Source organism: Vibrio maerlii, from assembly GCF_003415655.1.
Lineage (GTDB): Bacteria > Pseudomonadota > Gammaproteobacteria > Enterobacterales > Vibrionaceae > Vibrio > Vibrio maerlii.
Window position 1 is genome coordinate 15,792 of record NZ_QRHC01000007.1, and the last position, 13,576, is coordinate 29,367.

Consider the following 13,576-nt stretch of genomic DNA (forward strand, 5'->3'; position numbering starts at 1 on the left):
CTCAAAACGCTCTGAAACAACACTGCTTTTGGCAAACATCAATAGCGTAGCGTCATATGTTATTTATGTGTTGTTGTATGTTACATAATTGAGGTAGAGACCAAGTAAAGATCTTACTTCTGTGACCCCTTACTCTTTTCAGTCACAAGAACATTATCCGTCACACGAGCGCTATCAGTTCTACGAGGATTATCAGCCACATGAGTCTTAGCATTGATGTTCAGGCTGGTTTCTATTTGTTCGCATAGCCATTCGGGATCATCTAACGGCAGGTCATGACCCGCGGTTGGGTGTATCAGCAATGGGCAGTCCCAGTGGTGCGATAAGACCTTGGAACATTCAACGTTTACCAGATTGTCTTGTTCGGAGGCAATCAGTGTGAGTGGGCATAGAGGTTTCATCGCCTTGAAGTTAAAAGCGGCTTTCAACTGACGAAAGAGATTGATCTTGCGTAGTTTGCAGCATTCATTGAGATGAACCCAACGATGAATGATTCGGTTGTTTAATGGCTGGTTTGATACGGCTTGATAAACCAAGGTTTCTCTTTGTACCGGTGTGGATAGCAGCGCATGGCAGAGACGTGAGTAATTGGCCGGTCTGAGTCGATGGTAAAAAGGACTTAAAGACTGTGAGCTCGTGTTGATAGCTATGATCTGTTTAACGTCATCTGGGTATCGTTCAGCCCAGTTTAAGGCAATCATACCACCCATAGAGAGGGACAACAGTGACAATGGTTGTTCGTTAGAGACCTGTGCGCGTAACGCATCGACAATGGCACTTATGGAGCTCGGTGAGTCCTGATGAAAGAGTTCTCCCGTGCCAGGGATATCCAGGCAACGGACATCGTAATCAACGAGTTTTTCACTTAACTTTTTTGGAAAGTCGCCCCAGTGGTGTTGACCACGAAACAATCCTCTCAACAGGATCAATGGCTTCATCTATCGATATCCTTTTCCAATGACTCAATATTAAGTGTAGTGCTTGTCATCCCTAAGTTGGGTTAGAACCAAAGAATGAACAAATCACGCTGTTTGATAGCTTTATAAGGTACTGAATTAATTAATTAAAGTTGTTTTACCTAGTTAATTAGGTTGAAAGTCACTCAGTGCTTTACTCTAAAGTCGTAACTTTTGTGTGGTTATTGGCCTAGAAGCAATCCGCTCTTTAATCAAACTCTGTTATTAGCCTTTGATTTATATAATGTAATGGTCAAGGTTGGCTTGATGCTTGTAACGATATGGAAAACGAAAATGGAGTTCAGATTATGACAACACTAACAAATGATACTGATCTATATGCAGGCTCGTGGGGCTCAGATACTGCTGTTGGTTATGATGGCGATGATGCTATGTATGGAAGCTGGGGTAACGACTTACTTATTGGCGGTAAAGGTGACGACATTATCTTAGGCGGCTTTGGTGATGATGTGTTGCGCGGTGGTAGCGGTGATGACGTGTTAACTGCTGGTTTCGGTAACGATAGTTTAAGTGGCGGTACTGGTGATGACATTTTGATTGCTGGCTCTGGTACAAATGTTCTGAGAGGTGGTGACGGTGCCGACACATTCGTGATAGTGGGCCCTTCAGGTACAACAACGATTAATGATTTTGATATCTCGGAAGGTGATACTATCGATATTATTGACTGGGGTGTAAGTAGCTTTAGCGACCTTGCTATGTCTTATGATGCAGCAGGTAGCGTGGTTATCGAATATCAAGACTACAGCTTCAAGGTAAAAGGCTTAACTGAAACTGAAATTGCTGATGCAGGAATGGAAAACCTATTCTCAATTGCATGAGTAATATGAAGTAAAATGGGCGCTGCTGGATAGTGTAAACAGTAGCGCCCATTTTTATGCCCGTGCTAAAGACTAGGGTCTGTTGACCTTTCGTGGTTAAATTTTGTTCGAGATAAAATCGTTTTAGGCGCGGCAAGGGGTGTGTAGCCTAGTCATTCTAAGTAAATACCCCTTAACAAAGCATAAAACGATTTTAGCCGAACCCTTCGGGCAGCGTTTGTGCTTCATTCCCACTGTGTTATCGGCTTCTCATGTAGGCTAGCTACACATCAAAGCCTCTGCCTTGTGGAAATTTCCCACAAACTGCTGCAAAAACCAGCTCGAAAGGTCAACAGACCCTAGTCATTGTAATGAGAGAGAATGGGTATTTTTAATGATCAATTTAAACGGCAAAAGCCAGCGATTGAATCGCTGGCTTCATTAGTCGTCAGTCACTAAGGCTAACTTTCCGTTGCCGTTTGTCCTGCTTTCTCGATATTTTCATCGACTGCTTTCACAAGCAACAGACCAACACCACCGACAATCGCACCACATAGGATGAACACTAGACGGCCCCATAATGGGTTAGGTAGCAGTGCCATTAGCATCACACCAACACCTGCAACTGCGATAAGTTTACCTAGCATTTGACGCTGTTTGTTGTCCAGTTTCTTCTGCTCTGTAGATTCCGCTACAAGTGGAGTATCTAAGTTGTTGAAGAACTTATCAACGTCTGCTTGACGCTCTTCAGACAGAGGCTTGTAGAACAGCGTTGATACGATGAAGAAACCACCCGTTAATACAATGTGACCTACAAGACCGATAGCAACTTTCGCATCAGACCATTCACGTTTAGTCAGCTCTTCTAGACCGAATGCAGCTGATACCATCTCTGCATTGATAACGAAACCAACAACATAAGACACGATACCACCGACAACCAGCGTACCCCAGCCCGCCCAGTCTGGCGTCTTCTTAATGAAGAAACCAAGGAATGCAGGGATAGTCATTGGGAAGCCGATAAGCGCACCCACATACATCATCGTATCGAACAGGCTCAGACCTTTAAGAGAGTTGATGAACTGTGCAATCAAGATGATAGCTACACCAAATACCGTTGACGTAATCTTAGAAACAGTAACCAGCTCTTTCTCTGTAGCTTGACCCTTACGAACGATTGGCTCATAGAAGTTCTTAACAAAGATACCTGAGTTACGGTTTAGACCTGAATCCATAGAAGACATGGTCGCTGCGAACATTGCTGCAACAAGTAGACCCACCATACCAGCAGGCATGTATTCACGAACGAAGTATAGGTAAGCAAAGTCAGCTGCTTTTTTACCTGCTTCAGGGTAAGCCGCTGCTAGGTCAACACCTTGGCCAGCAATGTACCAAGACGGCATGAACCAAATGAATACACCACCTAGCATTAGAACACACGCAAGCAATGCTGCTTTCTTCGCATTCTTCGAGTCTTTTGCTGCGAGGTAACGGTACGAGTTCAACATGTTATTAGTGATAGAGAATTGCTTCACGAAGATGAAGAACGCCCAAATACCGAAGATGCTTAGGTAGTTCAGGTTGTTACCCGAAACAAAAGACGCGCCTTCTTGTACAGGGAAGTTGTTCACGATTTCGCCGACGCCGCCACCTTGTACAACCGCAACCACGGCACACGTTACTGTTACCGCCATGATGATAACCATCTGCATGAAGTCAGAAGCGATAACCGCCCATGAGCCACCGGTTACCGACATTGCGAGTACCACAAGACCAGTAGCCCAAATGGTGACGTTCATATCGAAACCGAAGATGCCTGAAGCAATGATAGCCAACGCGTTCAACCAAACACCTGCAGAGACAACAGAGTTCGGCATAGAAGACCAAGTGAAGACTTGTTCATTCGTGGTACCAAAACGCATACGGATAGCTTCGATTACCGTCACAACACGAAGTTGACGGAACTTAGGCGCGAAGTACGCGTAGTTCATGAAGTAACCAAAGGCGTTGGCCATAAAGATAACCGCAACCGCAAAGCCATCGTTGTAGGCTTTACCTGCTGCACCGGTGAATGTCCACGCAGAAAACTGTGTCATAAAGGCTGTTGCACCTACCATCCACCAAAGCATGTTACCGCCCCCGCGGAAGTAATCACTGGTGGTATTGGTAAATGTTCTAAACATCCATCCAATGGCAATTAAGAATAGGAAGTAGATTCCTACAATCGCTATGTTGAGATCCATGTCTAAGACCCTCTCGCTCGTTATTAAAGTTTGTAATTAAATTGACGAGGTTAATACTAACTGAGTGAGTCTCTATTTGTACTACAATAATTCAAAGGCGTGACTTATGATCGAATACTCATTGATAGATTAGTCATACAAGTGATCAAGGTCTCATTTTTACATTATCTTGACCGTAGGGAGCTTAAAAAGGGCAAGTTTGCTTAAGTTACTCTACTAATTAGAAAACTTATCAATAGATGCAACTGGGGATATTTTGACTGGAAATGCACAAATCTAACTTTCAATTAGACTTTTGTATGATTTTATTTCTTTGCGGATAAAAAAACGCTCAAGAGTACCTGCACACTCTTGAGCGTTAAATGGATACAACCTTGGGGGGAGCATTCCAGAAGACTATAATTGTAATTTTTGGGAGCAATATTCGGTATATATCAACACATCAACGTCGTTGATAATGGGCCTCATACTCATTATAAAAGTACGAGTTAACTTTGTATAATCATAATGTAATACAATTAAAAGTAAACACCATCTTATTGAATATTTGATCATCTGCACAGTTACGGACAAATTTATAGATTATATAGATATCACCTTTCTTTATAAATCAACCGCTTATATTGACATATAAGGTTGTAACAGTATGTAACCACTAACTTACTCGTGTTTAGGTGATCGTTCTCACAGATCAAATCGACTCGAAAATTTAATATATTTGTCATACATGAATACTTAATGATTACTTTCGTTTTGAGCATCAATTGCGTGCTCAGAGAAGTAATCACTTTTAGAACCATTACATATAATTGGACTAATACAATGACAAAAATGAAACTTCTAACCCTAGCTATTGCATCTGTAGCGGTAACAGGAACAGCAACTGCTGCTTCTTTTGACTTTCGCCATGAGTACAAGAGTCATACAGATCAACACGCTAGTCGTGTGAAGCTTGCTGATAGCATCGGCAACTTCCTGGTAGACATCGAAGCTAAGTTTAAAGGCGAAGATGGGGAGTTCATGGAAGATCTTAAGAACAACGGCTGGGAGCTAGGCCTTAACTATCGTCATAAGCTGGATGACAACTGGACACTGACCTACGGTATGCCTATTGAAGGCCGTGAAAGCGGTGTTACTTACAAGCCACAGATTCGTGCTACGTACGCGTTTGATAGTATCGATGGCTTGAGCCTAAGTGCTCGTTACCGTTACGACATGCGCCAAAACACTCGCACTACAGCGTTAAACGACGATGGTACACCAATTGTAGATGAAGATGGCAAGCTAACAGAAACTAACGTTGGCAACCAGCGTCGTCACCGTCTAACGTTCAACGCAAACTACGCAATTGAAGATTGGCGTTTCGGCTTTGAAGGTAACTACTATAAGGCTGATGACTACAACATTTATGATAATGACGATACAAACTACGAGCTAAACGCGACTGCTCGTAAGATCATGGGCCAATGGGCACCGTATGTAGAGTTTGGTGATGTAAGCACTAGTTCAGAGAAATCAACACGTGAGCTGCGTAGCCGTGTAGGTATTACTTACAGCTTCTAATGATAACAAGTCACAGATACACAAAAGCCAGCGATTGCTGGCTTTTCTCGTTTAATCAATAGTGAAAATAATCAATGGCTTAATTTAAACAGCTGACCAAAATTGGTTTTACTTCCGTTGATGCGTTTACTTTGTGCCAGTAACAGTTCAGCAGTGGCAACAGCGTCAGTTAATGCATTGTGGCCATGGTATTCTGGTAAACCGTAGCGATGCCTTGTTGCCCAGAGGGAAACGTCAATCTCGTCTGCTTGGTTAAGCGCTTGCGCGAGTTTCTTCTCGATACACATGGTATCCACCCAAAGCAAAGGAAACTCAGGTGCACTGTAGTTTAGCGCTAGGTATTGTCGAAAGAACTGTGACTCCACCACGCAAGCATGGGCAACGAGCACTTTACCTCTTGCAGCTTCGAGAAATGAACTCATTGCATCATGGATAGGCACACCATCTTCAAGCATTTGCGGGGTGATATGGTTGATCACCGCAGTTTCAGGGTTTATTTGTGAGCTGTCATCAATATAAATATGATGAGCACCTGCTAAGTCGATACGCTCACCACTCACCGTTACCCAACCAATGGATAGAATAATATCTCGTTCGCTATCCAACCCCGTTGTTTCTAAATCGACAACAATATACTCAAGCTCATTTGCTACCGTTTCGATCGTTGGATTTATATCGGTAATTAGGTCCTTAAGCATTTTAGGCGCGGACGTGCTTTGTAGATATTGTTCTCGGCCTCGTAAAAACTTCAGTAAAGGATGGAAGTAGCGGATCATTGACGGCTCCCGAAGCGTACCTTAGCGGCATCTTGCAGATCGGCAATGATTCTAAACGCATCTTTTAAGTGGTTGCGTTCAAAGCTCCCAAAGCTATTCGGATCGATATGGTTATCAGGGGTCTTGCCATGTTTTAATGCTTCAAGTTGGTGGCTGAAGCGGAAAGATAGGATGTACTGATAAGCACCAAGAATATTCTTCATCGCATCTTCGCTTAACACGCCTTTCTCATGAGCTGCCTTGAATCGTTCGTCCGTTGCTGATTCATCTGATTCAACCGCTAAACCATAGATTCGTGCGAGGTCGATAATCAGATTGATCGCATACTTCTTCACATTAAGTGTTTTTTTGTTTTCCCCTGACTTCTCAAGAACTAGGCTATTGAAAATTCCCAATGGTGGATTGGTATTAATCGCATCGTTCGTCAGCATGCCAAGAAACTCGCGGTTGTCGCGAATATTGGCATGCATTTCGTCGCGTAGGATGCGCTCGAAATCGCTATTGCCATAGATAGAGCGGATTTCTAGGAAAACACTGATATTGAGCAGGCGCTCATATTCAGGGTTTGCCACCCACTTCTTATAGTAATGCTTCCAAACTTTCAGAGGCTGACACCATTTTGGCGTCGCAGCCATGTACTTACCGGGGCAAAGAGGATAATCACAAGCGGCGAGTCCGTTGGTTACGATCATCGCAAGGTGTTTGAAATAAATACGGTCGTTCTCGGTCGCACTGTCATCCAACACAATGGCGCTGTCTTGGTCGGAAAGCATGTGGACTTCATTACGAGCATGTGAACCCGCCACTAACCAAGAGAAATCACAGGGCGGTGGACCGAGTTTATCAATCGCAATTTGAATCAAACGCTTGGTGTAGGCATCCATGATCATGGTCATCACTTTGCCTATCACTTCAGGAGCCACTTTGCCTTCAACCAGTGCCTCAAAAATGGCTTGTCGTTCTGGAGTAAAGCTAGATAAAGACTTCACGCTGCCAGCGTATTTGATCTTTTCAATGAGGAAGATTGCTTGAACACGGTGATTTTGTACCAAGTGTGTCGTTGTCAAAAGACCCACAACCTTGTTGTCCTTAACCACAGGAAGGTTACGAATGTTGAACTGCATCATCATCGAAGCAGCATGGAGAACCAAGTCATCCGGCTTGACGGTAAGAGGGGATAGGGTCATTACTTCCGAGATCGCAGTGGAGGTTGGGACATCTTTTGCGATGACTCGTTTCGTCATATCACGATCAGTAATAAGACCAACGATTTTTTCGTTCTCGTAAATTACCGCGCAAGGTGAGCGTTGTGTAAGCATCTCGGTAGCAACGTATTTGATGCTTTGATCGGCGGTCGCTATTGCGACTCGCCCACTCGCGACCTCATCAACACGGCGAATGAAGATACCTTTTTCTTTATTCGACCATACGACATCAAGTGCTGACTTGAGGCGTACTTGAGCTTGGGTTGCAAACAGCTCCGCGCCCTCTGGATACACCTTAAATAAGGTCTGCAGTGAGTGATAAGGGATGATGTAGATTAAACTATTCTCAATAGCAACCGCTTGATAATGTTCACCTTGGTTGTTTTGCTGAACGAGAGTAGTAAAACCAAACAAGTCTTCAGGGCCAAGGCGTGCGCGCAGGACACCATCGTTTTTACGCTGCTCCATTGAACCGGTACGAACAATGTAAAGTGACTTCTTCTGACTCTTATCGCATAGGTCAATTTGCTCACCTTTTGACAGGTAAGTGATCTGAACCGTTGAGGCAATTTCTCTTAGTAGCTTTTTAGGTAGTTTATCGAATGGATCAATCTGGCTAAGAAACTGAATGATATTAGGCAACAAGGGATCAGACATAATCGTACAAACCTTAAATAGTATTATTATATTAATCTTTATCTAATATAGCAGTTGTCGATGAGTATAGAAAGTAGGGTAAACCTGAATGGCGTTAGATTGGCTAACCGTTGACAGTAACCCAAAAGTGTCATTCCTTACCGCGAGGAACGAGCTAGATAGGGAATCTGACCTAAGTGATGAACGGCAGTATTGCTTTGAAGTTCTGCCTAGGTGTTGTAGCGAGTAATTGCGAAGGTAGCTTAGAGCTCAAAGATGACAGGTTTTAACTCATAAAAAACGCGCCATTTGGCGCGTTTCAATGATTCGACGTTAGTGTTTATGACCAAGCTAACTTAGGCTCCAGTTGCCACTCTGTGATTTGCGTCGATAAGATGGTTTGCTGACGCTTGACGCGCTTTATCGCTGTTTCCTGCCATGATTGCATCGTAAATCTGACGGTGTTCATTAATACAGGTGCTGCCTTCCTCTGAAGAATGGGCAATAAAGTTTACGAACATCGTAGTTAGGATGTTGCCAAACGGCAGATAGAAATCATTACCTGTCGCGTTGAAAATCAGACTATGGAAACGAGTATCTACGTCCATCCATTTTTCTTGATCAAAGACTGGTGATTCGGCTACTTCTACCATCTCTTGAAAGGTTTCAGAAAGTTGAATGCGTTGCTCTGCTGTAGCGAATTGTGCAGCTAGTGCACACGCTTCAGGCTCAATTGCACGGCGAAGACCAAGGAATTGACCACAGAATTGGTCAGTATCAGCCAGACCATCCATCCACTCGATAAGTTGTGGGTCAAGGAAGTTCCAGTAGGCGCGGTCAATAACTTTAGTGCCTACTTTTGGACGAGACTGAAGTAGACCTTTTGAGGTAAGCAGCTTTACTGCTTCACGTAGGGCAGTACGACTCACGCCAAATTGCTCGCAGAGCTCCATTTCACCAGGGAGAATAGAACCTTGAGCCAGTTTGCCTGAAAGAATGCCACGTGCGATCTCTCGAGCGACTTGGACGTGCAGGCTACGTTTTGAACCTGCGATAGAGTTAAATGCACCAGACATATTGTTCACTTAATATTTATGTATTATTTAAGCCTTACTATATCACTATAGCAAATAGTCACCAAATGATTGCGTGGTGATTTAGGCGTATGCTTCACACTTTTATCAGTAGCTGAAAATCATTCTCATGCTCACTTGATTTCTTATGTTTATTACGAGGGCTAAAACCATTTAGGTCACGCCAGAGATCACAGAATTTATAAGGATTGTTGAGAAATAGAATACTCTTACAAAGTGTTATTGTATTATTATATAAAAATATAACGACTCAGTTGGAGCATTGAATGGCAGAGTTTTCTCAAGTTGCGGATTCAAGCCGCAAGATTCACGTTCAAGTTGCCAGGCAAATCGCTCGCAAGATTCTGTCAGGGGAGCTTGAAGAACAAGAAAAATTACCCAGTGAGCTAGAACTCTGTGACCTGTTTGGCGTTAGCCGAACAGCGCTACGTGAGTCTACTAAGCTTCTATCAGCGAAAGGTCTCATTGAGTCTAAGCCGAAAGTGGGTACTCGTATACAACCGAGAAACAATTGGCACTTTCTTGATCCTCAATTACTAGAATGGATTCAAGACCTGGAAGATACACAACCATTTTTAGAGCAATTCTTAGGCCTAAGAAAAGCGATTGAACCAGAGGCGTGTGCGTTGGCTGCAACCAAAGCAACGGTTGAGCAACGAAAAGAGATTTCGGTTATTTTCCAAAGAATGGTCAAAGCGGCTGATGCGTTCGACTATCAGAGCTGGACCGAGAACGATCACCAATTTCATCAAGTGATTTTCTTGTCTACGGGGAATCAGTTCTATATCCCATTTGGTAATATTCTTTCGACGATATTCCGTCAGTTCATTGACCATTCCGCTGAAGGCGGGCGCTTCTGTCTCGATGAACACCGAGCTATCTACGAGGCGATAATGTCTGGCAATAGCTGTGAGGCTAGGATTGCATCACATAACTTGTTGAGCCCTGAAAACCAAAAGTTCTCGCAAGTCGCTAATGGATAATATTAAACGCAGCAGAGTAAAGCTGCGTTTCCTTTTTCTACCAACCCATTATTGAGCACCAATGTCTTCCCAGTCTTACGTAAGAAAAAACATCTCACTCGCTTGGCCACTTGCCCTTAATGCATTGCTGATGCAGTCAATGCTAATGATCGACACCTTCCTAGTCTCTCCATTAGGGGAGGTTTCGCTAGCGGCAATGGGTATCGCCACTACTATTATCGCCTTTGTGATGGGGATTCAAATGGCGTTGGCAAATGGTAGCCAATTGGTTTTGAGTCGAGCGGTAGGATCGGGAGGAAACATCGCTCTCAATAGAGGGTTTTGGGCTGGCATGGCGATCAATGTAGCAGTGGCTGGCTTGTTCTGGGTGCTCATTACGTTGTTTGATCAATCGCTAGTTCAAGGTCTAACAGACGACGCTGCACTACATGAAGAGATAACTCGCTACCTTGCTATCTCTAAGTATCTGCTCATTTTCAACGGTATTACACAGGTGACGATTGCGCTGTTCAATGCGTTAGGTAAAACCAAGATACCGTTCAAGGGCTATCTTATTGAAATGCCATTTAATGCCTTAATATCCTATTACCTGATTTATGGCTTTGTTGGTTTTGATGGCATGGGGGTGCAAGGTGCTGCGCTGGGCTCACTATTGGCAATTGCTCTTCGCTTGGTTTACTTAACTTACTGTCTAAAATCGCAAACTGGTGCAGGGTTATCGCCTAAAGATCTAGATAGCTCTCTGAAAAAAAGCATTGTTAACCACTTTAAAGAAATTTTCCCAGTTGCAGCCAATGTAACCATGCTGCAAATAGGGGCCACCATCTACTTGTTGATATTCTCACAGCTTAACATCAACGAGTATGTTGCGATAACGCTAGTGATGCCATGGGTCAAGGCAGGAACACAATTTATCACCGCTTGGGCGCATTCTTCAGCGATTACCATTAGCCAAGCGATCGGATCGCGAGATATGGATGATCTGAAAAAGAATGTCGATACTAGCATTGATATTGCGGTGATTATTTCGTTCTTCTCTGCGCTGTTTTTTCTGGCCCTAAGCTTTTTTCTTGTGAAGTTGTATCCAAATTTGGACCCCGCGACTTATCACGCGCTGGCTGTCATCGCACCTCTCTATATTTTCTTACCAATTGCTCGTGGCTATAACACTGTGCATGGCCATGTACTACGTGCTTTGGGTAAAACCACAGAAGTCTTTAAGGTGAACTTTACCGGGCAGTGGATCATTTCTATACCTTTATGTGCGCTTATTGTACTTGGTCTCGATGGATCTATTTTCTGGGCGTTTGCCATCTTCCCATTTGAAGAACTAGTGAAGATGCTGCCTTTTCGCATGCTAGCAAGAAAGTCCCTGAGAGAGTTTGACAAAAGCAAAGCCGAAAAGCTGATGTATGACTAACTCCCTTCTCAAAAGTAGGGTTGTGCTTGGCGATGAGTCGTTTGTTTAAAGCGGAGTGACGATCCCTTACTTCAACATATTAAGCAAGATCACAGTTGTCATAGAAGTGTCGCTTAAATTGTGATCGCTCATACACAACAACACTTCTTTCCTCGAATAGTCGAATCCATTAATTATCATATGTATGACAATATTACATATGATAAGGTTCGATGATGAAATACAAAGTACTCGCAGGCTCCGTGTTATTTGCACTATCTACTATGGCTATTGCCTCTGATGTAAATAATGGTGTCGACACCCCAGTTCCAGCCGATAAATTCGATATGCGAAACTGGAAGATAACGATTCCTTCTGACATCAATGAAGATGGAAGAGTCGATGAGATTGAGGGTGTTGCAATGCTGAGCTACTCCCACAAGGATTTCTTCTTCTTAAATGACGATGGGCATGTAGTCTTCGAAGTACACAACAAAGCGGTCACAACAAAGAATTCTAAGAACGCGCGTTCTGAGTTGCGTGAAATGCCACGAGGAGCGGACTTCTCGATTGACACGAGTGATCTTAAAAACCACTGGGCTTTAACTAGCCACCCGAAAGCTTCTGAACACAGTCACGTCGGCGGAACTTTAGAAGCGACACTCAAGGTTGACCACGTATCTCAGAATGCTAAGTTTCCTGAAAAAGGGCCAGCACATTCTGTTGTAGTGGGTCAGATTCATGCTAAAAAAATTGATGCTCGTATCAAAGAAGGCAAAGGCTATGGGCATGGTAACGAACCAATTAAGATTTTTTACAAGAAGTTCCCGGGTCATGAAATGGGGTCGGTTTTCTGGAACTACGAGCGAAACTTAGCGAAGAAAGATCCAAATCGTATTGATATTGCTTACCCAGTGTGGGGTAACACTTGGGAAAATCTAGATGAACCAGGCAAAGCCGGTATCGCACTTGGAGAGGAGTTCAGCTATAAGATCGAAGTGGTTGGGACAATGATGAACCTAACCTTTGAAACCGCTCGTCATGATACCGTGACGTACTCAGTAGATTTGAGTAAGGGTGTGGATGACAAAGATTTTGAACATGGCTATGCAGAAGACATGTTCTATTTTAAAGCGGGTGCCTACGGTCAATGTAGTGCAAGTGACTCTCACCCTGTTTGGGGTACTGGCTGTGCGGGGACAGGTGACTTTGCCGTTGATAAGAAAAATGGCGACTACAACAGTGTGACCTTCTCGAAGCTAAAACTTAACGGTAAGTAATATAGAGAGAGTTGTCGCGAGTTAGCTTCTAGCTTCCTTTGCCAACCAGAGTGTTAATAAACCAGCAATCGCCACCTTACTAGGTGGCGATTGTGTTTTTGAGCTTTTTAAACGGTAGTAATCGTATCGACAAATAATCGGATTAGGCGAAATAGAACACCTTTGTTTAAATGCGCGCCAAGGCCACTTGATTAGGGTTTCAACCTTAACCACTGCCTTATGCCCTTCATACTTGAAGCCACAGCTTTGTTAACTGCGTCAATTCACCGGATCGCCGGTCGCCCAAATCACATAGGGCTGAATTGTCTTGTTGCTGCGCTGCAACTCCAATTATTTTGGGTATAGTATTTTATTAATTTTGAGGTGTTCAAATGTTCTCAATTGATGATCGTGTTGTTGCTACTAAAGGCGTAGATAACGGCGAAATGGTAGTGGTAGGCTTGAGTGCTGAAGGTTTCTACGTTCACGTGCGTGGCGAAGGCGTGAAGCTAACTTACCCTGCACAAGACCTTAAGAAAGCATAATACCAACCACGCCAATTATTCGCTCATTCTTGCTGGTTAAAACCGCTGATAACTGCGTTAAAGATTTTGTAGGTAGAGCAACTAGCTAGCTGCAAT

At 43.5% G+C, this 13,576-nt stretch carries 11 protein-coding genes; 6 read left to right on the forward strand and 5 right to left on the reverse strand.

The annotated features are described in order from the left end of the window. Positions 1 to 113: 113 nt before the first annotated feature. Positions 114 to 938 (reverse strand): alpha/beta fold hydrolase, encoded by an 825-nt coding sequence (locus tag DPF91_RS13135; protein WP_117234892.1) that lies wholly within the window; start codon positions 936 to 938, stop codon positions 114 to 116. A gap of 326 nt (positions 939 to 1,264) precedes the next feature. On the opposite strand from DPF91_RS13135, the gene DPF91_RS13140 reads away from it, so the two are divergent. Beyond that, positions 1,265 to 1,798 (forward strand): calcium-binding protein, encoded by a 534-nt coding sequence (locus DPF91_RS13140; RefSeq protein WP_164684159.1) that lies wholly within the window; start codon positions 1,265 to 1,267, stop codon positions 1,796 to 1,798. A gap of 440 nt (positions 1,799 to 2,238) precedes the next feature. Here the strand turns inward: DPF91_RS13140 and DPF91_RS13150 are convergent, their stop codons facing one another. Continuing rightward, the gene (locus DPF91_RS13150) at positions 2,239 to 4,020 is read right to left on the reverse strand and encodes a sodium:solute symporter family transporter (protein WP_117234894.1); all 1,782 of its coding nucleotides are present in this window, start codon (positions 4,018 to 4,020) and stop codon (positions 2,239 to 2,241) included. 822 nt (positions 4,021 to 4,842) lie between these two features. On the opposite strand from DPF91_RS13150, the gene DPF91_RS13155 reads away from it, so the two are divergent. Continuing rightward, positions 4,843 to 5,583 (forward strand): oligogalacturonate-specific porin KdgM family protein, encoded by a 741-nt coding sequence (locus DPF91_RS13155; RefSeq protein ID WP_117234895.1) that lies wholly within the window; start codon positions 4,843 to 4,845, stop codon positions 5,581 to 5,583. Between the two features lie 71 nt (positions 5,584 to 5,654). On the opposite strand, the gene DPF91_RS13160 is transcribed toward DPF91_RS13155, so the two are convergent. From DPF91_RS13160 to DPF91_RS13170, 3 genes are all read right to left on the reverse strand, one after another. Continuing rightward, positions 5,655 to 6,359, reverse strand: a complete 705-nt coding sequence (locus tag DPF91_RS13160) for a 3'-5' exonuclease (RefSeq protein WP_117234896.1) — start codon at positions 6,357 to 6,359, stop codon at positions 5,655 to 5,657. Then, a complete protein-coding gene (locus tag DPF91_RS13165) occupies positions 6,356 to 8,221 on the reverse strand; it encodes a putative nucleotidyltransferase substrate binding domain-containing protein (RefSeq protein WP_117234897.1) in 1,866 nt (621 codons plus the stop codon). Before DPF91_RS13165 ends, DPF91_RS13160 begins: the two co-directional genes overlap by 4 nt. Before the next feature lie 335 nt (positions 8,222 to 8,556). Next, positions 8,557 to 9,276, reverse strand: coding sequence for a FadR/GntR family transcriptional regulator (locus DPF91_RS13170; RefSeq protein ID WP_117234898.1), 720 nt, complete (start codon positions 9,274 to 9,276; stop codon positions 8,557 to 8,559). Between the two features lie 284 nt (positions 9,277 to 9,560). Here DPF91_RS13170 and DPF91_RS13175 point away from each other — a divergent pair, with 284 nt between their 5' ends. The 4 genes from DPF91_RS13175 (at position 9,561) to DPF91_RS22095 (ending at position 13,480) form a co-directional block, all read left to right on the forward strand. Next, complete coding sequence (locus DPF91_RS13175) at positions 9,561 to 10,277, forward strand: FadR/GntR family transcriptional regulator (protein WP_117234899.1); 717 nt, start codon at positions 9,561 to 9,563, stop codon at positions 10,275 to 10,277. Positions 10,278 to 10,338: 61 nt separating this feature from the next. Then, the gene (locus DPF91_RS13180) at positions 10,339 to 11,697 is read left to right on the forward strand and encodes an MATE family efflux transporter (RefSeq protein WP_117234900.1); all 1,359 of its coding nucleotides are present in this window, start codon (positions 10,339 to 10,341) and stop codon (positions 11,695 to 11,697) included. Between the two features lie 212 nt (positions 11,698 to 11,909). Next, entirely contained in the window at positions 11,910 to 12,956 is a 1,047-nt protein-coding gene (locus DPF91_RS13185; RefSeq protein ID WP_117234901.1) for a polysaccharide lyase family 7 protein, read from the forward strand. Positions 12,957 to 13,327: 371 nt separating this feature from the next. After that, positions 13,328 to 13,480: a hypothetical protein gene (locus tag DPF91_RS22095; RefSeq protein WP_164684161.1), complete on the forward strand. Its 153-nt coding sequence runs from the start codon at positions 13,328 to 13,330 to the stop codon at positions 13,478 to 13,480. The last annotated feature ends 96 nt before the right edge of the window (positions 13,481 to 13,576 follow it).

Coding starts and splice junctions, on each gene's coding strand:
- DPF91_RS13185 (WP_117234901.1), top strand. CDS start 11,910: ATGATGAAATACAAAGTACTCGCAGGCTCCGTGTTATTTGCACTATCT.
- DPF91_RS13175 (WP_117234899.1), top strand. CDS start 9,561: ATGGCAGAGTTTTCTCAAGTTGCGGATTCAAGCCGCAAGATTCACGTT.
- DPF91_RS13140 (WP_164684159.1), top strand. CDS start 1,265: ATGACAACACTAACAAATGATACTGATCTATATGCAGGCTCGTGGGGC.
- DPF91_RS13155 (WP_117234895.1), top strand. CDS start 4,843: ATGACAAAAATGAAACTTCTAACCCTAGCTATTGCATCTGTAGCGGTA.
- DPF91_RS13160 (WP_117234896.1), bottom strand. CDS start 6,359: ATGATCCGCTACTTCCATCCTTTACTGAAGTTTTTACGAGGCCGAGAA.
- DPF91_RS13170 (WP_117234898.1), bottom strand. CDS start 9,276: ATGTCTGGTGCATTTAACTCTATCGCAGGTTCAAAACGTAGCCTGCAC.
- DPF91_RS13150 (WP_117234894.1), bottom strand. CDS start 4,020: ATGGATCTCAACATAGCGATTGTAGGAATCTACTTCCTATTCTTAATT.
- DPF91_RS13165 (WP_117234897.1), bottom strand. CDS start 8,221: ATGTCTGATCCCTTGTTGCCTAATATCATTCAGTTTCTTAGCCAGATT.
- DPF91_RS13135 (WP_117234892.1), bottom strand. CDS start 938: ATGAAGCCATTGATCCTGTTGAGAGGATTGTTTCGTGGTCAACACCAC.
- DPF91_RS22095 (WP_164684161.1), top strand. CDS start 13,328: ATGTTCTCAATTGATGATCGTGTTGTTGCTACTAAAGGCGTAGATAAC.
- DPF91_RS13180 (WP_117234900.1), top strand. CDS start 10,339: ATGTCTTCCCAGTCTTACGTAAGAAAAAACATCTCACTCGCTTGGCCA.